Source organism: uncultured Algibacter sp. (assembly GCF_947495925.1).
GTDB lineage: Bacteria > Bacteroidota > Bacteroidia > Flavobacteriales > Flavobacteriaceae > Algibacter_E.
The window spans coordinates 336,322-357,991 of record NZ_CANMAU010000004.1 but is presented as its reverse complement, the minus strand read 5'-3'; the positions used below and the strand labels follow the sequence as shown (position 1 = coordinate 357,991).

The following is a 21,670-nucleotide window of genomic DNA, read 5'->3' as shown; positions in this document are numbered from 1 at the left end:
TTAGATGCTCTGTTTTTAAGAATTTTGTTAGAAATAAATAATAAAATCGATGAAACAACTATTAGTAATTGGACTTTTAACATTTACATTAAATGTTTTTGCTCAAAAAAATGAAACCAAGACAAACCAAAACATTGTAACCACGTTTTTAAATGGATTTAACAACCCTGAACAGATTCAAACATCCTTAGCTTTATTAGCCGATGACTATAAATTTAAAAACCCAATGGTAGCATTAAACTCTAAAGCAGAATTTCTTGCATTAGCTCAAGAAATTGGAGCAGTAATAACAGGTGTAGAGATTATCAATATTGCCGAAAATGGAAATTGGGTAGCTGTTTTCTATGAGTTCAAATCATCTATTGAAGGTCTGGAATCGAACACAGCAACCGAATGGTTTAAAATTGAAGATGGGCTTATAAAAGAATCTAATATGATTTATGATACTTCTAAATGGCGAAAACTTTATGAGCAGATGGAAAAGTAAATAATTATTGACAACAACGCTTAGTCTATATCTTTGGGGTACTGCTGAAAATGACTACTCATTTTCAGCAAAAAGCCCTGGAAAAAATCGTTAACAAACTCTTTAAAAAAACTCCCGATACTGCATCACTCTAAAGTCAAATGTATTGAATTTTGGGTCTTTAGCTTTTAATTGTTTATAGAGTGATAGTCGACTTATAGATATATTAGCAGCACCAGAACCCGATGTAAGAGATACTGTTTTTATAATTCGTTTAAATTCAACTGGCTCCTGCACATCTTTAGGTATAACGAATTTATGTATTCTAGGGACTTCATTATTTACCAACTCTAGTTTTAAGTTATAATCTTTCAAATGTTTTCTAAAAAAATATTCAGGTCCGTTTTTACTATTCCCTCCCGTAAATAAAATGGTATCAATCTTAGAGTGTTGTTTTATATAACCAATCACATCTCTTAATTTAATATTTTTCATACCTAAATCCGAGGCATCTATTTTATCGCGTTCGGCGCTATCAACTATATCGCAAACCCCAATTTTATGCTTTATTAAAAATTGTTTACGCTCCTCAACGGCTGCAAAAGAATTATCATATCGCAAATTCAGATTGTGAATTTTATCTATAAATAACCAAAGCGAATTGTAATAACTACCATAACAAAAATCAACATCTTTTTCTAACAGTTCACCTGTTGAAAATCGTGGCGGTGGCAAAGTCCCGACAATGAGTTTTGTAGTGTCCGGTTTAATAAATGGTTTATAAGGATGTTTATGTTTAAACAAATTTATTGGTCTTTTAAGACTAAAAAAAGATTTTAAATGTTATAAAAATAATGATTTAAACATCAAGAAATACTTTCAACTATTGAAAACGTGATAAAAAACTATAACGCCTCTACTATATCTTTTAAGCGCTCAAAAGCAGACCCCCAACCATTATAAAAGCCCATTTCTTCTTGTTGCCTGCAATATTCGGGTGTGGCATGAACAACACTAAACTTAAATTTTGTTTGGTTTCCATCTGCTTCAAACAAGACTATTAGCTCAACTTTTTCGGTCATAGGCTTAAAATCTGCAGAGGTTACTATTTTCTCAAACTCAATAATTTGTTTATAAGTACCTTCAGAAATAAACGCACTACCATCCGGCATAGGCATATTATATTTCCATGTACCACCAACATTAAAATCGTGCTCTAGAACTTCTACATTCATTCCTTTTGGTGCCCACCATTTCACGATGTGTTCTGCTTGAATCCAGGTATCCCAGACTACTTTTAAAGGAGCATTAAAAGTTTTTTCAATGGTTAATGTTCTACTGTTTAAATCACTCATCTCTATTGTTTTTTGATTGTATTATGTTTATATAATTTTCGAAATTATCAATTCTATCCTCCCACAATTGGTTATATTGTTTTATCCATAAAAACGCAGGGATTAATTCTTCCGGCTGTATTAAGCATAAACGCTCTCTCCCTACTTGATTAAAACTTATTATTCCACACTCATTTAGTATTTTTAAATGTTTTGAAATAGCAGGTCTGCTTATTTCAAACTTATTCGCCACATCGTTTACGCTTAACGATTCTTTTGATAGTAGTTCAATAATATCTCGTCGTATTGGATCTGCAATAGCTTGAAAAACATCTCTTCTCATAATTTTAAGTAACCAATTGGTTACAAATATAAATGTAACTATTCGGTTACGCAAATAAAATCTAATAATATTTAAAAAAATTACATCTTAGATCTTTAAAAAGTAACTCTAATGTAAAAGTATGCCTGCGTTAGGGCTTGAAGTGAAAAACCTACAGTGAGGTACGAGCGTGGACTTGCAACGGAAAGCTCGACCCTTGTGGTAACGCCCAAATTATCAAAACATTTAGAGATTCATTAATTCTTATTGCATGACAAAAAATAGTGTATCTTTGCCGCTTGAAACTCAATAAGATGAGTTTGAATTCCTCAGGGTGAGGATGTGTTACTAGAAGTTTAAGGTTAAGTATGTCGATGCACTTCTTTATGTAACACCACATAACAAATCGCATACATTAAACAAAAATGAGCACATTTCAAGATTTGGGTCTTAATGACGATCTATTACAAGCAATTACAGATTTAGGGTTTACAAAACCAAGTGAAGTACAAGAAAAAGCCATCCCTATTTTACTAGATTCTGAAACCGATTTAGTGGCATTAGCCCAAACAGGTACCGGTAAAACCGCTGCTTTTGGTTTTCCTATGCTAGCAAAAATTGATGTAGATAGTAGAACTACTCAAGGATTAATTTTATCACCTACCAGAGAACTCTGTTTACAAATTACGAACGAAATGAAATTGTATGGTAAGTATTGTAAAGGGCTTAATGTAGTGGCCGTTTATGGTGGATCGAGTATAACAGATCAAGCACGTGAAATTAAACGTGGAGCCCAAATTATTGTAGCTACTCCTGGACGTATGAAAGATATGATTAACAGACGTTTGGTTGATATTTCTAAAATTCAGTATTCTGTTTTAGATGAAGCTGATGAGATGCTGAACATGGGCTTTAAAGAAGATATTACCGATATCCTCTCGCACACCCCTACAGATAAAAGTACTTGGTTATTTTCTGCAACCATGCCTCGCGAAGTTGCAGCTATAGCCAAAAACTTTATGCACGCTCCCCAAGAAATTACAGTTGGGAATAAAAACGAAAGTACAAGCAATGTATCGCACGAATACTATTTGGTAAATGCTAGAGATAGATACCAAGCTTTAAAACGTTTGGCGGATGCAAATCCAGATATTTTCTCTGTGGTATTTTGTAGAACAAAACGTGATACCCAAAAGGTTGCCGAAAACTTAATTGAAGATGGTTATAATGCCGGTGCTTTACATGGTGATTTAAGTCAGAATCAGCGTGATTTAGTAATGAACGCCTTTAGAAAAAACCAAATACAAATGTTAGTAGCCACCGATGTTGCTGCACGTGGTATTGATGTTGACGATGTAACTCACGTAATAAATTACCAATTACCAGACGAAATTGAAACCTATACGCACCGTTCTGGTAGAACTGGTCGTGCGGGAAAAACTGGAGTTTCAATGGTAATTGTTTCTAAAAGTGAAGTTCGTAAAATAAAAAGTATTGAGCGCATTATAAAGAAACAGTTTGAGAAGAAAGACATTCCAGACGGTATGGAAATCTGTGAAGTACAACTCATGTCTCTTGCCAATAAAATTCATAATACTGAAATTAATCACGAAATTGATAAATACCTAACTAGTATTAATAGCATGTTTGAAGACACAACTAAAGAAGAATTGATTAAAAAATTCTTCTCGGTTGAGTTTACACGTTTCTACAACTACTATAAGAAATCTAAAAACTTAAATGTTTCTGAAAGCTCCAGTGATAGAGAAGGCGGACGTGATTTTAGGGGCAGTAAAAACTCTACGAGATACTTTATAAACGTTGGCGGAAAAGATGGTTTTGATTGGATGAAGTTGAAAGATTTCTTAAAAGAACAATTAAACATAGGAAGAGATGATGTATTTAAAGTGGAAACTAAAGATAGCTTCTCATTTTTTAATACTGAAAATGAGTTAAAAGAAAAAGTGCTTGCTCATTTTACCGACTTTAAGCATGAAGGTCGTTTTGTAAATGTAGAAGTTTCTGAAAACCGTGGTGGCGGAGGAAGACGCAACGACAGACGCGGTGGAGGAAAACGTGACGGCAGAAAACGTAACGACAAAAAAGGTGCGTCTGGAAACCGAGGTGAAAGAAGACGCTCTGAAGGAAATTCTAAACCAAGACGTTCAAACTCTAGCGACTTTGGTAGTTCAAGACCTAGACGTTCTAGACGATAAAATTGCCGTATTTGTTAATTTTTAGACAAAATTAAAACTAGTGAAACTGATAATAAGGTTTTCTTTAGTACTTTTATCTAAAAATTGACGTTGAATAATTCTATGAAGAAGAATCTACTCATTATTACTTTGCTTTTTGTTTCGGCTATTGGCTTAACTCAAGAAACAGATAGAGTTTTTGGAGTTATTATTGATTCTTCTGATGATACACCTCTTGAAAGTGTAAATATTGTTAACTTAAATCAGGTAATAGGAACAACCACTAATGATAAAGGAGAGTTCTCTATTGCGGCAAAAGTTAACGATACACTTCATTTATCTTATCTAGGCTTTAAATCGATTAAAGTAAGAGTCACTAACGATTGGTTAAAATTTGGAAGTGCCGAAATTGAATTAACAGAATTAGCATTAGCTCTAGAAGAAGTTGTTGTTAATCAGCTTAGACTTACTGGATATTTAGAAGTAGATATCAAACAGGTGCCAATTATAAATGACAATTACCGTTACAGTATTTCTGGTTTAGAAGGCACGGGTTATGAAGCCAGTAAAAAATCTGGTTTAACTAACGTTATAGGATCTATTTTTAACCCTGCCGATTTTCTGCATCGCATGTTTGGTAAAAAACCAAATGAAATGAAAAAGCTCAAAAAAATGAAGGAGGATGATGAGATTAGAAACTTATTAGCCTCAAGATTTGATAGAGAAATGCTTATGGTTTTGCTACAGGTAGACCGCATTGATTTAGATGAAATGGTAAACCAATGTGACTACTCTAAAGGATTTATACAAACTGCAAACGACTTACAAATTCTTGACGCGATTAGCGAATGCTATGAGGAATATAAGCTTTTAAGCAGAGGTCGAAGCAGAAAGATTTAGTAGAACTTAACCGTTATTTGTCTGATAAAACCGTTCTATAATTTCATCATAACTTTTAATGGTTTTTTTACACCAGTCTAAACGTTTTTCGTTTATCTCATCTTGTGATAGTTGCCAGTTCACATCAGACTGCCGGAGTTTAGTTGTTGCATGCTGAAGAATAATAGCAGCCGAAACAGAGATGTTCAAACTTTCTGTAAAGCCGTACATAGGGATTTTTAAAAAACTATCAGCAGCTTGTATAACATCTTCTGATAGACCTTCCGTTTCTCTTCCAAAGAAAAAACAAGACTTCTTAGTAACATCAAACTCGTGTAACTCACAATCATTAGTATGCGGTGTGGTGGCCACAATTTGATACCCATTTTGCTTTAAGTCTACTATACATTCTTTTACTGATTGATACCTGTTTAGGTCTACCCATTTTTGAGCACCCATAGCTATTTCTCGATCAATACGTTTAGAGTTTTTCTCTTCCACAATATTCACTTCTTGAATACCAAACACATCACAACTGCGTATCACGGCACTGGTGTTATGCAATTGATAAACATCTTCGGTGGCAACTGTAAAATGCTTGGTACGTTCCGATAAAACATAATCAAAACGATTTTTTCTAGATTCGGTCAAGTAAGATTCTAAATGCTCTAGTAATTTTAAATCCGTCATGATTCAAAATTAAGAAAGTTTATTGATTAAAAATGATTACCTGTAGCTTTAAAAGTTATCTTTAATTCATGAAACATATTGTAGTATTAACTGGTGCCGGCATGAGTGCTGAAAGTGGTATAAAAACCTTTAGAGATGCCGATGGTTTGTGGGAAGGACACGACGTTATGGAAGTGGCTACTCCTGAAGGTTTTACAGCGAACTCCGAATTGGTTTTAGACTTTTATAACCAACGTAGAAGACAACTCTTTGAGGTAAAACCTAATCAAGCACATTTTGACTTGGCCGCTCTAGAAGAACATTATAAGGTTAGTATTATAACCCAAAATGTTGATGATTTACATGAACGTGCAGGAAGTACAAACGTAATACATTTACATGGCGAATTATTAAAAGTACGAAGCACTAAAAATCCAAACGACATCAAAATTTGGAAATCTGATTTAGTATTAGGTGATACTTGTGAAAATGGACACCAACTCCGGCCTCATATTGTTTGGTTTGGTGAAGATGTACCTCTTATTGAAAAGGCAACCACAATTTGCGAAACCGCCGATATCTTAGTTATTATTGGCACTTCTATGCAAGTATATCCTGCGGCAAGTTTAATGCATTATGCGCCAAAAAACACACCTACTTATTTTATCGACCCAAAACCAAACATGACAAGTAAAGCAAACCTAACGGTTATAGCCGAACGCGCTACTGAGGGTGTTAAAAAGGTTATAGACTTAATTAGTTAAACTGTAAAATTTTGAGTTCGTTAAACGCCTTTGTATAATTTACATATACTTCAGTTCAAAAAAGAAGTTCCACGCAGTTGTTTTAAATAATTAAACCCAAAAGCTAACTACGCGCTCAATAAACCAAAACGTAGCTAAAGACCCAATGGCATAAACAGGTAATAATTTTACCCATTTCGGGAAATTGATTTTCGTTTTTTTCATCAATCCAATAAAGCCTAAAACAGCTAAAATAAATAATATTTGCCCTAATTCTACCCCTATATTGAAAAACAAAAGCGCAGCAGGGATAGTTGTTTGTGGCAAGCCTATGTTAGTTAATGCTCCTGCAAAACCAAAACCATGTAACAAACCAAAACTAAAGGCTACTATCCATGGGTATTTAATAGTCAATGATGTTTCACCCTTGTAAAACTTCATAACCTCTATCGCTAAAAATATGATGCTTAAAGCTATGACGGCTTCAACCGGTGGCCCGGGTAATCCCACAAATCCAAGAGCAGATAAAGACAAGGTTATACTATGAGCTAAAGTAAACGCTGTAATAGTTTTTAAAAGCTTTTTAAATCCTGGTGTTATGAGCAATAAAGCCAAAACAAAAAGTAAATGGTCTATGCCGAGCAAAATATGTTCAACCCCTAAAATCAAATACGTTTTAATAGTTTGACCAAGCGATTCCTTCTCAGGAATTACTTTTGAAGGTGCATCAGGCTGAAGCATAAATGTTAACTTTTCGCCATTTAAAAAATTAATGTTTACCAAAACATCTATTAGTGTTTTATCCAACCCTAAAACACCTATAACCTGCCCATTAAGCGGTTTTTCAGAATGCATCTTATAAGTATAAACTAAAAAGCCTGGAATGGGATTCGGCTTTGATAACTCGGAAACCTTAAATGTCTTTGGAAAATCAACATAAATTTTAGGAACGGCATCTCCCAATCTTGGAATTTTCCAAAATACTTTAAAATTTGTATCATCTACCTGTTCCAATTGAAGAAAACCAGGTCTTATTTCATGGGCATGACTTACTGATGAAAATAGCATTAAACAAAATACAATACTCTTAAATAAACGACTACCCTCCATCTACTAGTTATTTATTTGATCTTCTAACTGCCTCTTAAAATTCTCACTGTAATCACTGTCTGAAACATCGATAACAATGTCATAATTCTTCTTAAGTGATTGAAAAATAGCTTCTTTAAGCTCAATTTGCTTATCATATTGAAAATCTCGAAGCACCTCACTTTTAACATCTTGTAAACGTGGTAATGTTGGTTCTTTACGTTCAATAACATAGACCAGATGCTCTCCAAAGCCGGAGTTTACTGGACCATACCAACTATTCTCTTTAACAGTAGTTAGGTTTTCTGAAAACTTGACACCTATTTGACCAGCTAACTCATGACTAGTAACATTTTCAAAATAATAAGGAATAGGCAGGTTATCACCTTTTGATCTCATTTGTTCAAAAGATAAGTTCCTTTCATTTTTAAAAATAGTATTTGCCTTTTCAACTGGGTTTTTATGATTATCATTAGTAAAAACTATTTGATATAAAGTATAAATATATGGTGACCTATATTTTGGAGAATGCTCTTTATAATATTTATCTAAATCTTCCTCACTAGGCTGAGACAGAGTTGCCAAATCATTAGATAAAAATTGCATTTTTTGAGATAACCGCCGCTTAATAATCTCATCGTTATGATCTAAATTCATTTTAAGAGCTTCCTTGTAGAAAACTTCTTGACGTAAATCTTGTATAATAATATTTGTTAATTCTTCTTCTGTTGGAGGCCTTTTCCACTGCATATCCCATTTAGCAACCAATTGTTTAACCTCATTTGAGTCAATGATAATTTTATCTTGCTCAAAATTTTGATCATTCACTTTGTTGTAAATGAGAAACAACACCAATCCTAGAAGTAAGAAGTGAACCAAAGGATCTTTTATAATTTTATTCATAGGGCATTAAACATTAATAATATTATAATGTATTTATCTGCTTTTAAATTTAGGCAGGTAAGATAAAAACAAGAACTTATTTATAACTTATTATTTTTTTATCCTTTCAGTGTTATACCAAATTGGTGAGGTATAAGCCCTCTGTTGAATAGTCATTGGTACCTCTTCGCCCATTTCAATATTATATTTTAATTTATCATAGAGAGTCCAACGTGGTGTTGGAATTTCAAGAATACGCACGTAATAAAAAGCTTCTAAATTAGGGTCAAAATCTGGATCTACCCAGAGAGCTTTAAGTTCAACAGAACCTGATGTATTATCCCAACTACCATCATTAATATTCACTGTATTCTCAATTGCTGGAACTTTTCCGTTTTCACCAATAGCACGGTCTCCACTCCATTTTACATCATATACTTGTTCTCCTAGAGATCCATCTGCATTAGCCCAGCCTTTAACTATTTGAATACGGTCAAGACTACCACTTTCAGGATCCATGGTTGCATGAGCCATAAAGGTTGGCGCTTTCCCATTTGAACTATTAATATTACCTCCCATAGGCACCCCTTTACTGTAACCACTATCAACAAGGTTTTCTAAATCTCCTTCTGAATAATCAAAACCACCAAAAAACCGCACGGTCATTCTTGGTCCAGTAGTAGCATAAGTTTCTTTTCGCTTCATAGCGTCCCAAAGTGCTGTTCGCGTGTTTTCTGTTGCCCAAACAGCTGCATAACCAGCAGCTATAGTTTCCCAAGTCATAATAGTATCAACCTCTGAAACAACAAAAGGGTGTTCCCAACGTTTCGCACCACCTTCAACATTTACCGCCTTACCAAAAAAGTTATTATCATCTGATGTGGCAAGCGCTGTATGCGAATCCGTACTTCCTATAAATCCAAATTTGTAAGGATTTGTACCAAACTCATTCTTATAACTCAAACCTTGCTTTAAAGCTTCTCTTGCATATTCACCTTTAAGCATCTCATTAGTTTTAGCAGCACTTAAATCTAGATTCCCTTTATCCCAGTTTTCAAAATCGGCAAATTCATCGTTTGGTGATAAAAATGGATGTGTTTCTCCATCACCTTTAATTTGTGTGATTTCATATAGAGGCTCCCATTTAATTCGTTCTTTAAAATAACTACTATCAAACGGTTCGCCATTAACTCGTGTTTCAGCAAACATGATTCCATTACTTAAATTACCATTATGTGGTATTGCTAAAACTTTTCCACCTGTGGTTTCTTCATAAGCGGTTAAGTTTTCCCAAAGATCTTCAGGGTCTGATGACGCATAGTTTGTATAAGGAATATAGTCTATAGTTTTATCCTTGTCATCACGATAAATCACAACACGATGCAAATTATTTCCTGCAATGAGGGAAGTCCACTCATAACCAATAAAAGCGGTAAAATTGCCGGGATCATTATATTTTTCTGCAGCTTCCACAGTCATAGACCAAACAGATTTTTGAAGTTCTGGAGCATTTGGATCCATATCCATTTCTTTCTGCGAAAACGCTTTTATGAGTTCTAAAGCCGCATCTGCACCCTTACCTTCTTTTAGCATTTGATTCCAACGTTTACCTTGATCTGTTTCCATAACCCAATCTTCACCTGCATCTATAGCTTGAAATAAACCCATACCATCAGAATGATCTGCTACCACAAGAAAATCTAAAGGTCTTGATAACTGAGCATTAAGGCCCGTAGAAGAAGTAACCGCTTCACCTTTAGCAAACCTATAAGCTTCATCTAGACCAAGTGTGTTTCCAAAAAGACCAGCATCCATAGAAAGACCAGTATGCAAATGTGTATCTCCCCAATAGACATTAGTGGCATTGCCAGCTGCAACGGCTGAACTTTCTGAATTAGCTTCAGTTGTTGACAATGATGACTTGCTTGAGTTATCATCAGATTTTTTGTTTTTAGCACAGTTAAAAAGCACCAACGTGCACAGTAGTGTAAATAATGTTTTCATAATAATCGAATTAATGACTAATGACAATAAAAGTATTAGATTGAATGTTCTAAGATACAAATAAGCAATCAAAATGCTATTAAGACTTAATGATATTTAGTTTCTTGGACTATACCAAATGGGGCTAGACCAAGCGCGTTCTTGAATAGTCGCTGGAAAGTCTTTAGGAGGTTCAATTCCTAAGGCTTTAGCATCATAAGTAGACCATCTTGGTGTAGGTATTTCTAAAACACGTAAATAATAAAAAGCAGATACATCAGGATCGAAATCGGGATCTGTCCAAACCGTTTTAAGTTTAGTACTACCAATGGTATTGGTGTAACTAGCGTCAGGAATATTAACTGTATTTCCAACCGCAGGTAATTTCCCGTTGGCATCGATTTCTCTCTCCCCAGACCAAGCCACATTGTAAATTTTGTCATAATTATTACCCTTAGTATCAACCCAACCCTTAATCACTTGTATGCGATCAAGATTACCACTATTTGGTCCTTTAAGCGCCCAAATCATAAACTGTGGTGAGTTGTTACCAGAATTTGGTTTTAAGTCTCCTCCCATAGGAACACCATTTTTATAACCGAGTTCAACCCAATTATCATCTCCAGGTTGTGCAGTTCCAAAGTCGTAACCACCAAAAACACGTACCGTTATTCGAGAGCCGCTTGTTGCCCAAGTCTCCTTACGCGCCATAGCATCAAAGATAGCTTCTCGCGTATTTTCTTCAGCCCAGACGCACGATAAACCAGCTGTTCCTTGTTCAATTTTAGAAGGTTCGCCTTTACGAATATCTATCAATCTTTCTTTTGGAGAACTTGACTTTAAATTATGTTCGCCAGTGAATGCATATTCCTCATGAGATACAATAGCGGTGTGAATATCACCACCACCAACAACGCCAAACTTAAAAGGGTTTACGCCAATACCTTCACCTATCGCCAAACCATTTCTAAACGCATTTCGCACATAATTGGTTTCTAATACCTTTACAGTTCCAGGACCAGCAACAGGTTTAGTCCAAATTTCGAAACCAGCAAACTCATCATTTGGTGCCATTAATGGGTGCGTTTCAGACTGTCCTTTTGTCTGCACGATTTCGGTTAAGGGTTCATTGCGCATTCTACTTTCGGCATAAGCCTTATCAATTGGAGAACCTTCAGAGGTGTTTTTAGAAAACATCGTTCCATTACTTAAATTTCCATTATGAGAAATAGCTAACAGTTTTGAACCATTTTTACGCTGTAAGTCCATCCAATCCCATAAATCTTCTGGTTTTTCTGAGTCGAAATATGAAAACGGAAAGTCGGGTAAATGATCTGTATCCCTAAACAATACATTTCGGTGCAGATTTCCCATGTTGGGTTGCGATGACCATTCATACCCCATAATGGTCGTGAATTTCCCTGGCTCGTAATACAAATCTGTAATGCGTTTCATTTCTTGCCATGCAGATCGTTTAAGTTCGGGTGAGCTTAATTCAGGGTCTGCCTCTGTGGTGCCATCTGGCTGAATAGTCTGTGATACTAACCCGTAAAATGCTTTCATAGATTTAGTCACATCTGTTCCCGAGGCTACAATATCTTTAGCCATTGGATGCTTGGATAACGGATTGTCTGGGTCGTACATTTGTACCAAAACCCCTAAATATTCAGAGTGATCTGTTACCGATAAAAAGTCTAATGGAATTTTTAACTGAACGTCTTGTCCAGAAGGATGCTTTACTCTTTCTCCTCTGGCGTGTCTATACGCTACTTCTGGACCTGTTTTTACATCTAAAATGGCTGCATCAAAAGACCATGAGGTGTGCTGATGGGTTTGACCGAAATACGGATTTTTGAGGGGATTATAATTAGCTGTCCTTTTTGAACTCATTGGATTAGATTTCGTTATATCTGAAGTTATATTTTCTTGATTTTTATTATCGGTTTTACAACCAAATAGTAAGAGTACAGCAATAAAAAGAATGATGTTTTTCATTATGGTTTATATTTAATCTAATGCACGTGAATTTAAGTATTTTGTAACTGCAGATATATCTAACGACATACTTTTTTGGCTAGGAGGAAACTCTTGAAATGTAGCTAAAAATTTGCCGACCATTCTACCAGCAGGTCCAAATAACCAGCTTCTGTTTTCCGCCCACTCATCATAACCTCTGGCCTTTGTAAATCGTTCAAAAGAATCTACTTTTAAATTAATAATAAAAGGTGATGATAGTTGGGTTTGGTCTGCTCTAAACCATTTTTCCTGCCCTCTTAACAATAATTTCCAATCGCCATATCGTATGTCTTGGAATGTTGTTTCAGTAAAGTAATAGTAGTCTATACTATTACTTTTCCCACTATTAAGAACTAAATCACTTTGGTCATAACCATCAAGGTGAGCTTTAAAATTCTTATTACCAAAGGTCTTTCCTTTCAATATAACCTGCATTTTATTTATCAGTTTTACAGTTAAAGAATAGAATTACAGTTAATAGAACAACTAGTTTTTTAATTATAACGTAATTAATTTCCTTATTATTTCGAGTTATACCAAATTGGTGAGGTATAGGCACGGTCTTGTATGCTTGTTTCAGCATCTTCAGGAATGTCTACACCAAATACTTTAGCATCGTATGTGGTCCATCTTGGTGTAGGGATTTCTAATACACGAACATAGTAAAACGCATTTTGTGAGGCATCAAATTCTGGATCTTCCCAATAGGATTCCAATACAATATCACCAATGGTGTTTGTATAACTGGCATTAGCTACATCCACTGTATTACCTACAGAAGTAGTGCAGCGTCCGTCTGCATTGATGCTTCTGTCATCAGATACAGCCACATCGTAAATGCGTTCGTAGGTTTTACCAGTTTTATCTACCCAGCCTTTTATAATTTGCACACGATCTAAATTGGCACCATCAGGATCTTTTCGGGTTTTTATCAAAAATTTAGGGGTCTTGTTATTGGTTTTACTTATATCTCCCCCCATGGGAATCCCGTTTGTATAGGCATAATCAATAAAGTCGTCTCGTTTTAGGTCTTCAGGCTTAAAATCATAGCTAGCAAAGACGCGCACCCGCATGCGTGAGCCAGTAGTAGCATATACTTCTTTGCGCTCCATGGCGTCAAAAATAGCTTCCCTCGTATTTTCCTTAGCCCAAACTGCGGCCAAACCTGACGCAGCCATTTCCCAAGCAAAAATATGAATCGAGGGGTCGCCTGGTCGGCCAGCGACGACTTCTTCGAAGCGTAAAGGATCGGTAGAGGGTTCCAATGGCGAAATTTTACCGAAATAATTATTCTCTTCAGTTGTGGCTAAACTGGTATGGGAGTCGGTTGAGCCAATTAATCCAAACTTAAAGGGATTAACCTTTAAATCCTGCTCATAAACAAGACCACGCTTAAAGGCTTCTCTGGCATATTCATTTGGTAACATCTCCTTGGTTTTTGCTTCTGAACCAAAACTTGCTTTGTCCCAAATCTCAAAATTAGAGAATTCATCCTCTGGCGATATTGAAGGGTGTGCCTCAGAAGTACCCTTCATTTGTGTAACCTCGTATAGCGGTTCAAAACGTTGTCTTCGCTTTGCGTATTCTGGGCTGATAGGTTCTTCTGAATTGTAAAGCTTTCCTGAAAACATTAGACCATTAGATAAATTACCATTATGCGGTATGGCCAAGACTCGCCCTCCTGTCTCTGCTTCTAGCGCTTCCATCCAATCCCAAAGGGCCTCAGGATTTGAATCAAAATATGATGACAATGGGATTCTGGTATTTGCTACAGTTTTATCGTCTCTATAAACCACCACACGGTGTAAATTATTTCCTTCTGGGGCTGAAGACCATTCATAACCAATCAAAGCGGTGAATTTTCCGGGGTCATTGGCCGCTTCACAGGCATCTAGGATTTCTTCCCATGGCTTAATTGGAAACTCCACATTGGTATCATAAGGATTGGTACCAGCATAACTAGCACTATACCATAAGTCGTAAGCTTCTACAAGAGCTTCTGGTGTACCCTTTTGTATTAGATCGTAAATTTGCTTTCCAAATTCGTCCTCGACTACTGAGGGGTCACTTTTTCGAGACATTGGCGTAAAACCCAATGCTTCTGCATGATCGGCTATAACCAACCAGTCTAAAGGCCTTTTTAAACGAACCCTCCTGCCTGCACTTGCTGTTACAATTTCTCCCTTAGCAAGTCTAAAAGCAGCCTCTGGACCTAAGGTATTACCCATCATACCAGCATCTACAGAATAAGAGGTATGTAAATGGGTATCTCCAAATAGAGGGCGATCTTCATTTTTGGGAAGCGGTTTGGGATTGTAGTTATTCACATAGGGTGAATAGTCTTTTTGAACAACCTCATTTTGTTCACTGTTTCCTGAAGTTTCTGTTTTAACGTTTTGTTTACAGGCTATAAAGCCTAAACAGAACAAACTAAAAAGAAGCAGAAATTTATTCATAATGTTATAATTTATTTTCTATAATTATTTTGAGCTATACCAAATTAGACTAGATCAGGCTCGTTCTTGCAAACCCATAAACACATCTTCATTATACCTTACATCTAGATGTGTCATTCGTTTAAAATCCATCTTACCACATTCAATAGCATAATATACAGAGGGCAAAAGCATTTTATCCTTAATAAAAAAAAGGCTTTTCAAATGATTATAAACCTTGTATTACTGTTTGAATTCTATAAGACTAAAGTCTCCATGTTTTTAAAGTGAACCCAGATTTATAATAAAAGCTATAATAATGCCTTACGTAAAATGTTTACATACCTACACTAAAAATTCTAAGGCTTTTCAATATAAGAATATCTATACAATTTTAGCATTGGCTAACATATGTAATTTCCTATTAAACTAAAGATCAAGCTGTTAAATAAAAATGTAAAGTACAAAAACTAAATAATTAGAATCAAAGCAAACCTAACGGTTATTACGAAATGTGCTACCGAAAGACCTGTCTATAATAAAACCTAAATTAAATATCCGACAATTATTTTTTTTTCAATAAAACTAATACGACAAAACATACTCGACATAAGGGATTAAGATTTTTATTAAGTCTAATAAAAACTACAATAAATCAATAAAATCCGTCTTAACGCTATATAAATTCTTACATTTACTATTATTTTACTCAATGCCCTAAATTATGACCACTACCAAATTTGTTTTTTTAAGCCTACTAACTCTTTTATTTTATAGTTGTTCAAGTAATGATGATAACACTCAAAATCCAGAGATTAAAGGTGAAACTGAAATCCCAGAGGAAGAAAAAACACCTATACCAGAAGTTTATTTTAGTCTTAATGTAGATAATGAGTGGTTAAATGAATCAACAATTGATAGTTGGATAATTATTCATGACGAAAATGGAAATTTATTAAATTACTCAAAGTATAAAAATGGGGCTAACTTAACCTTTGATGCTCTGGCAAACGAAATCACAAAGAACTTAACCATTTCAACTTTAAACATTAAAAAGACTGAAAGTAATCAAGAAATCTATACCATAGATACATATCCTGACATCCCTCAAAAGTCAATTTGGAATTTTAAGAAACCTCCAGCTCCAAATTCTTTAACAGAGAACAAAGTTATTGGAAAGTTTAGTGTAAAAGTTGATAATATCCCTGGGGTCCAAAAACATACTTTATCTTGCGATAATAGAATAGGAGGCTCTAATGGAAATATAACCATAGGATCGAACCCTAAACTCTACATGCTTAATATTAATGAAGTTAATTTATTTGAAAGAAATAATTATATATTGACAATTTTAGACAATGACAATAATCTAAAATACATATGGCTTAACAATGTACAAGATGGAGATGACTTAAATTTAGATTATTCTGACTTTAATCAATTTGATAGTTATTTAAATATTGGCTTACCATCTACTCAAAGAATTGGTATTCGTGTCTATACTATGGAAAAAGATGTAAATGCTACTTCCGGTGTCTATACTTTAGATCATAATTTCAATAGTGCCTATTGGGGTTTAAGACAGGACTTTGTGAAAATTGGTTTTTTAGATATATTTAAAAAATACAAGCTAAGTTTTACAGTAGATTTAGGCAATTGTACTTACAACTATGGAAAAAATGGTAATAAGCCAGAAAACTTAATTATTCCTTCAAAACCCGAATTGACTATTCAAGATACATCAATAGAAAATTTTAGTTTCACTACTTCTTTAAGCTATATGAGACAAGTTAGTCGTTGGAAAACTCCATCTGAGATATTCAACAATACTGGTTTCGAAACATCTTGGACTATATCTTCAGATTCCAAATCTGAATTAAACTTTTACGATATCCCAGAAGAAATAAAAAACGCACATCCAAATTTGGATTTAAACTCTACCAAGTATTATGGGACTTGGCTATATTTAAAAAATGAATCACAGGCCGATTTTATTAATCGTTCCTTTGTTACAAATGAACGAAGAGTAGAATTCGAAAGTGAAAGTGTCTTTTTCCGTAATAACGAATAATTTCATTATCATTATTTATATCTAATTTTTATTCTTCTCTTCAATCCATTTACTCATAAACTTCGTACTCTGCATCGTATGATGTTGGAGCATTTGTCCCATGAAGTTATTAAGGCGTTTTTCATTTAAATGACTAGTTGTTTTCTCAATAGCATTTAAAAGTATTTGCTGATAATAAAGCTTACTAAATCGTTTATTAATAATTAAAAATCCGTTTTTTCGTTTCGACTTCCAAAGGGATTCCTTTTGATATAATTGTACTGCTTTATGAGCAAACTCTTGAGGATCATTTTCGATAAAACCATTGGCCTCAAAATCGCCAAACATACCCTCTGCTCCTATTGATGTAGTGACCATAGGTGTTCCGTTTTGCATAGCATCTACCAACTTCCCCTTTAAACCAGCACCAAATCTAATTGCAGCTAAACATACTTTAGCCTGTTGCATAACACTATGAGCACTTTCAGCAAACCCTTTAATAAAAAAACGGTCTTTTTTATTATTTAGTTGTGTTACTTTTTGGGAAGCATACGCACCATAAACATGTAATTCGGCTTTAGGTAACTGCTTACTTATTAATGGCCAAATAACATTCTTTAAATATAATACGGCATTATAATTGGGTTCGTGTAGAAAGTTCCCAATAGTTACAAAATGTTGTCGGTCATCAAAATCTGGAAGCAATTTTATGTCTTCTTCTAAAATAGAATTTAGCATAAAAGGCACATATAGCAACAGCTCTTTATCAACCTTAAATTGATTTATTAAAATTTCGATTTCGACCTCAGAAATCATTAAACTTAAATCGCATCGATATATAGTGGCTATTTCACGTTTAGCAATATCATTAAACAAATAGGCATTATCGAATACATCACCTTTTTTAAAGGCTTGTTGCCTCCCTTTTCTCAGACAATGTAAATCTTCTGTATCTAAAACCCTTAAGGCGTTAGGGCAATGCTCTATAACACGCCATCCAAACTGTTCTTCCATCATAAAACGATCGAACAAAACCACTTTTGGATTTAGTTTTTCAATAAAAGCATCAAAACTGGAGTTGTTTAGTGCTATAGTAACTTGATGAACTCCAATATCCTCCAAATTAAAAGCATTATCACTTTTAGCACATGGACTCGCAAAGGTAACCTGAAAATTATCTTTTTGGAAAGTTTCAATGAGTTGCATCATTCTGAGTCCTGCAGCAGAACTTTTAGGCTCTGGCCATACAAAACCAATAATTAGAAGATCTTTTCGCATGAAATCTACAACGTGTAAAACTATTCAGGTTTAGGCGCTAGGCTATATTTTAATCGAACCAATTTAGCCCAATCAATAACAGACTTAATCTGCTTATCGGATAATTTAGCTTCAGAATGTGTTATGGTATACGACTTTAGCGGCATACTTTTATCTTCAACCATTTCAATAAGCTCCTCAAACTTATGATCTTTTCGTTTAACAGAGTTACCTTCCCAATTAGACACATTAAAATGCTTTTTCCCATCTTTAACATGACCTGCCAACCAATAATTTACCGGTGTAATATTATTATACCAAGGGTAACGGGTAACATCGCTATGACAGTCATTACAAGCTTCCTTTAAAATGAGTTTCACATCCTCGGGAGGGTTTGTTTCTTTTAAAAAAGCATTGATCGATTCCAACTGGCCTTCATTCTTTTCAGGACCAAAAAACTGTGCTACTATAAAAAGGACTAACACTCCTAACAATATCTTTTTTGCTAACGTCATTTTAATTAATTTTAAACCCTAAAAATAAGAAAAGCTTTTGACTACAGAGCAACTATATTCCGAATTAAATTATGTAAACCATTCAAGAGAAAAGCGCTTACATTACGCTAATTTAGTTCTGAGAAATCCCGATTTAATTCCAAAACTTTTGGACATACTATTTCAGGTTGATGACAAAATTTCACCACGAGCAGCATGGGTTTTAGAATTTATGTGTAGCGCCAAAATAGAAACCATCATTCCCTATTTAGATGTATTCACAGAACATATTCATAAAGTTCATCTAGACTCTGCAGTAAGACCTGTTGCCAAAATATGTGAATTGCTTGCCAAATCGTATACTAGTAAAACAGATAATATCGTACAACAAGAACTGCATGAGGTACACAAGGAACGTATTATTGAAACCTGTTTTGATTATATGATTAATGACGAAAAAGTAGCCGCTAAGGCTTATGGCATGACCACGATTTTTATGCTAGGAAGAGATTATGATTGGGTATATCCAGAGTTAGAACTTATATTAAAACGCGATTTTCAGAGCCAAAGTGCAGCATACAAAGCTCGGGCTCGTCAAATTTTAAAAAAGTTAAAAAAAATAAAATCCAGAAGCTAAAATCATGTAGCTTTGGTTGTCTTTCTTCGGTCTAAAAAACTATCTTTGCAACTTCAAAAAATCCCACAGATTATGTCATTATCAGCATTAAATGCCATCTCTCCAATTGATGGTCGTTATAGAAGTAAAGCTCAAGAGTTAGCACCTTTTTTTTCAGAAGAAGCTCTAATTAAATATCGTGTTTTAGTTGAAATAGAATACTTTATTGCGCTTTGTGAAATTCCGTTACCTCAACTTGAATCTGTAGACGTTTCTATATTTGATAGCTTAAGAGCTATTTATAAAGATTTTTCATCTGATGATGCACTGGCGATTAAAAAAATAGAGGGTGTTACAAATCATGATGTTAAAGCCGTTGAGTATTTTATAAAAGAAAAATTTGATGCTTTAGGATTGTCTGAATTCAAAGAGTTTATACATTTTGGATTAACCTCTCAAGACATAAACAACACGGCTATTCCTTTAAGTATTAAGGAAGCGATTAACGACGTTTATGTTCCCGAATACAGGATACTTCTTAATAAATTAAAAGACCTTTCTAAAGATTGGGCTGCTATTTCAATGCTAGCAAGAACACATGGGCAACCTGCTTCTCCTACTCGATTAGGAAAAGAAATTGAAGTTTTTGTAATACGTTTAGAAGAACAATTTAATTTATTGAACGATATACCAAGTGCTGCAAAATTTGGTGGAGCTACAGGTAATTTTAATGCGCACCATGTGGCTTACCCTGGTATTGACTGGAAAGTTTTTGGAGGTCAATTTGTTCAAGAAAAGTTAGGCTTATACCATTCTTTTCCAACCACACAGATTGAACATTACGATCATATGGCTGCTTTATTTGATACTTTAAAACGTATTAATACCATTATTATAGATCTAGACCGAGATGTGTGGACCTATGTGTCCATGGACTATTTCAAACAAAAAATAAAAGCAGGTGAAGTAGGGAGTTCTGCAATGCCACATAAGGTGAATCCTATAGATTTTGAAAATTCTGAAGGAAACTTAGGCATCGCGAATGCCGTTTTTGAGCACCTTGCTGCTAAATTACCGCTTTCAAGATTACAACGCGATTTAACCGATAGTACTGTTTTGCGTAATGTAGGTGTGCCTTTTGGACATACTATAATTGGATTTAAATCTACACTTAAGGGTTTAAACAAACTACTTTTAAATGAAAGTAAGTTCGCTGAAGACCTAGAAAATAACTGGGCAGTGGTAGCTGAGGCTATCCAAACTATTTTACGTCGTGAAGGCTATCCTAACCCATACGAAGCACTAAAAGGCTTAACGAGAACCAATGCCAAAATAAACCAGAACTCTATTTCAGATTTTATTGATACTTTAGAGGTGTCTAACACAATAAAAGAAGAATTAAAACGTATTACTCCTAGTAATTATACAGGAATTTAAACTTTAATTTATGTTGAGTGATAAGCAGTCTTTAATACTTACTGGTTTTATGGTTGGAGGTATTTTCATATTTGGAATACTTGAACTCTTGCAAAACTTTATAGTACTTACGGTGCTTACCATAATATTTTTTACCATTATACTCAACATGTTCTATCTTAAGTCTAAAGAAAAACAAGAATTTCAAGAACAAGAATGATAAATAGTAAAAGCTTTCAAATTTGGAAGCTTTTACTATTAACATCAGTACTATAAATTACTTAAAGAAATTCATAATATTATCTAATTGAGATTTATCAATATCTGCTTTTTTCAAAGCCTCTATTAAAGTTACCATTTTATCTGGGCTCATATCATCTCCTAAAATTCTAACTATACCAAAGCCCATATCTGGCGAACTACCAAAAAGTATAACTTCTTCTGCTTCATCATCATTGCCAATATACTTTACAGAGACCTTATTGCCTTTATCACTAAACTCCATAAGGTCATTATATTTTTCATCACTCAAAATAGTTTTAACCTTGGTTATTTCAGTTTTAAAAGTTTCCAGATTATCATCACTAGATTTATATCCTAAAAAATTAAGTTTGCTTACTGAGTTATACGCTTCTTTTTGTTCTTCGGTAAAACCCGACTTATCAATGTCTACCATCGACAAAGGAAAATCTTGAGAAATAAAGTTTTTAGTTTCCTGATTATCTACATAATAACTTTGCAGGCTCTCTCCTTTCCCACAGCTCGTTAATATAAATGCAGTAAGTAAAGAGTACATTAAATATTTGATAGTTCGTTGCATGATT

The 21,670-nt window shown here is 34.4% G+C and carries 21 protein-coding genes; 8 read left to right on the top strand and 13 right to left on the bottom strand.

Features of this window, described 5'->3' with window-relative positions; all coding sequences use genetic code 11:
• Positions 1-49: 49 nt before the first annotated feature.
• A complete protein-coding gene (locus Q0857_RS10660; protein WP_298534901.1) occupies positions 50-487 on the top strand; it encodes a nuclear transport factor 2 family protein in 438 nt (145 codons plus the stop codon).
• Between the two features lie 102 nt (positions 488-589).
• On the opposite strand, the gene Q0857_RS10655 is transcribed toward Q0857_RS10660, so the two are convergent.
• From Q0857_RS10655 to Q0857_RS10645, 3 genes are all read right to left on the bottom strand, one after another.
• The gene (locus Q0857_RS10655) at positions 590-1,270 is read right to left on the bottom strand and encodes a uracil-DNA glycosylase family protein (protein WP_298534899.1); all 681 of its coding nucleotides are present in this window, start codon (positions 1,268-1,270) and stop codon (positions 590-592) included.
• 101 nt (positions 1,271-1,371) lie between these two features.
• Positions 1,372-1,821 carry an SRPBCC domain-containing protein gene (locus tag Q0857_RS10650; protein ID WP_298534897.1) on the bottom strand — a complete coding sequence of 150 codons (450 nt, stop codon included), beginning with the start codon at positions 1,819-1,821 and terminating at the stop codon, positions 1,372-1,374.
• The gene (locus tag Q0857_RS10645; RefSeq protein ID WP_298534895.1) at positions 1,814-2,143 is read right to left on the bottom strand and encodes a helix-turn-helix transcriptional regulator; all 330 of its coding nucleotides are present in this window, start codon (positions 2,141-2,143) and stop codon (positions 1,814-1,816) included. The genes Q0857_RS10650 and Q0857_RS10645 overlap by 8 nt, the downstream gene beginning before the upstream one ends.
• A 404-nt stretch (positions 2,144-2,547) precedes the next feature.
• Here Q0857_RS10645 and Q0857_RS10640 point away from each other — a divergent pair, with 404 nt between their 5' ends.
• Positions 2,548-4,338, top strand: coding sequence for a DEAD/DEAH box helicase (locus Q0857_RS10640; RefSeq protein ID WP_298534893.1), 1,791 nt, complete (start codon positions 2,548-2,550; stop codon positions 4,336-4,338).
• A 102-nt stretch (positions 4,339-4,440) separates the two neighbouring features.
• Positions 4,441-5,217, top strand: a complete 777-nt coding sequence (locus Q0857_RS10635) for a carboxypeptidase-like regulatory domain-containing protein (protein ID WP_298534891.1) — start codon at positions 4,441-4,443, stop codon at positions 5,215-5,217.
• Positions 5,218-5,223: 6 nt separating this feature from the next.
• Here the strand turns inward: Q0857_RS10635 and Q0857_RS10630 are convergent, their stop codons facing one another.
• On the bottom strand, positions 5,224-5,886 hold the full coding sequence (locus tag Q0857_RS10630) for an RNA methyltransferase (protein WP_298534889.1): 663 nt from the start codon (positions 5,884-5,886) through the stop codon (positions 5,224-5,226).
• Between the two features lie 68 nt (positions 5,887-5,954).
• Here Q0857_RS10630 and Q0857_RS10625 point away from each other — a divergent pair, with 68 nt between their 5' ends.
• Positions 5,955-6,629: an NAD-dependent deacylase gene (locus tag Q0857_RS10625; RefSeq protein WP_298534886.1), complete on the top strand. Its 675-nt coding sequence runs from the start codon at positions 5,955-5,957 to the stop codon at positions 6,627-6,629.
• Between the two features lie 90 nt (positions 6,630-6,719).
• On the opposite strand, the gene Q0857_RS10620 is transcribed toward Q0857_RS10625, so the two are convergent.
• From Q0857_RS10620 to Q0857_RS10595, 6 genes are all read right to left on the bottom strand, one after another.
• Positions 6,720-7,676 carry a HupE/UreJ family protein gene (locus tag Q0857_RS10620; protein ID WP_298534884.1) on the bottom strand — a complete coding sequence of 319 codons (957 nt, stop codon included), beginning with the start codon at positions 7,674-7,676 and terminating at the stop codon, positions 6,720-6,722.
• Positions 7,677-7,721: 45 nt separating this feature from the next.
• Positions 7,722-8,600 carry a peptidylprolyl isomerase gene (locus tag Q0857_RS10615; RefSeq protein WP_298534882.1) on the bottom strand — a complete coding sequence of 293 codons (879 nt, stop codon included), beginning with the start codon at positions 8,598-8,600 and terminating at the stop codon, positions 7,722-7,724.
• Positions 8,601-8,690: 90 nt separating this feature from the next.
• On the bottom strand, positions 8,691-10,583 hold the full coding sequence (locus Q0857_RS10610) for a DUF3604 domain-containing protein (RefSeq protein ID WP_298534881.1): 1,893 nt from the start codon (positions 10,581-10,583) through the stop codon (positions 8,691-8,693).
• Between the two features lie 96 nt (positions 10,584-10,679).
• A complete protein-coding gene (locus Q0857_RS10605; RefSeq protein WP_298534879.1) occupies positions 10,680-12,557 on the bottom strand; it encodes a DUF3604 domain-containing protein in 1,878 nt (625 codons plus the stop codon).
• 12 nt (positions 12,558-12,569) lie between these two features.
• Positions 12,570-13,013, bottom strand: a complete 444-nt coding sequence (locus Q0857_RS10600; protein ID WP_298534877.1) for a hypothetical protein — start codon at positions 13,011-13,013, stop codon at positions 12,570-12,572.
• A gap of 86 nt (positions 13,014-13,099) precedes the next feature.
• Entirely contained in the window at positions 13,100-15,034 is a 1,935-nt protein-coding gene (locus tag Q0857_RS10595) for a DUF3604 domain-containing protein (RefSeq protein WP_298534875.1), read from the bottom strand.
• 703 nt (positions 15,035-15,737) lie between these two features.
• Between Q0857_RS10595 and Q0857_RS10590 the strand changes: the two genes are divergently transcribed.
• The gene (locus Q0857_RS10590) at positions 15,738-17,084 is read left to right on the top strand and encodes a hypothetical protein (RefSeq protein ID WP_298534873.1); all 1,347 of its coding nucleotides are present in this window, start codon (positions 15,738-15,740) and stop codon (positions 17,082-17,084) included.
• A 21-nt stretch (positions 17,085-17,105) separates the two neighbouring features.
• On the opposite strand, the gene Q0857_RS10585 is transcribed toward Q0857_RS10590, so the two are convergent.
• On the bottom strand, positions 17,106-18,341 hold the full coding sequence (locus tag Q0857_RS10585) for a glycosyltransferase family 4 protein (protein WP_298534871.1): 1,236 nt from the start codon (positions 18,339-18,341) through the stop codon (positions 17,106-17,108).
• Between the two features lie 20 nt (positions 18,342-18,361).
• Positions 18,362-18,835 carry a heme-binding domain-containing protein gene (locus Q0857_RS10580; RefSeq protein ID WP_298534869.1) on the bottom strand — a complete coding sequence of 158 codons (474 nt, stop codon included), beginning with the start codon at positions 18,833-18,835 and terminating at the stop codon, positions 18,362-18,364.
• Positions 18,836-18,872: 37 nt separating this feature from the next.
• Here Q0857_RS10580 and Q0857_RS10575 point away from each other — a divergent pair, with 37 nt between their 5' ends.
• The 3 genes from Q0857_RS10575 (at position 18,873) to Q0857_RS10565 (ending at position 21,066) form a co-directional block, all read left to right on the top strand.
• Positions 18,873-19,451 carry an adenylosuccinate lyase gene (locus tag Q0857_RS10575; protein ID WP_298534867.1) on the top strand — a complete coding sequence of 193 codons (579 nt, stop codon included), beginning with the start codon at positions 18,873-18,875 and terminating at the stop codon, positions 19,449-19,451.
• Positions 19,452-19,523: 72 nt separating this feature from the next.
• Complete coding sequence (gene purB / locus Q0857_RS10570) at positions 19,524-20,867, top strand: adenylosuccinate lyase (RefSeq protein ID WP_298534864.1); 1,344 nt, start codon at positions 19,524-19,526, stop codon at positions 20,865-20,867.
• Positions 20,868-20,877: 10 nt separating this feature from the next.
• Positions 20,878-21,066, top strand: coding sequence for a hypothetical protein (locus Q0857_RS10565; protein WP_298534862.1), 189 nt, complete (start codon positions 20,878-20,880; stop codon positions 21,064-21,066).
• Between the two features lie 57 nt (positions 21,067-21,123).
• Here Q0857_RS10565 and Q0857_RS10560 read toward each other — a convergent pair whose 3' ends face one another.
• Positions 21,124-21,666, bottom strand: coding sequence for a DUF4252 domain-containing protein (locus tag Q0857_RS10560; protein WP_298534860.1), 543 nt, complete (start codon positions 21,664-21,666; stop codon positions 21,124-21,126).
• Positions 21,667-21,670 lie beyond the last annotated feature (4 nt).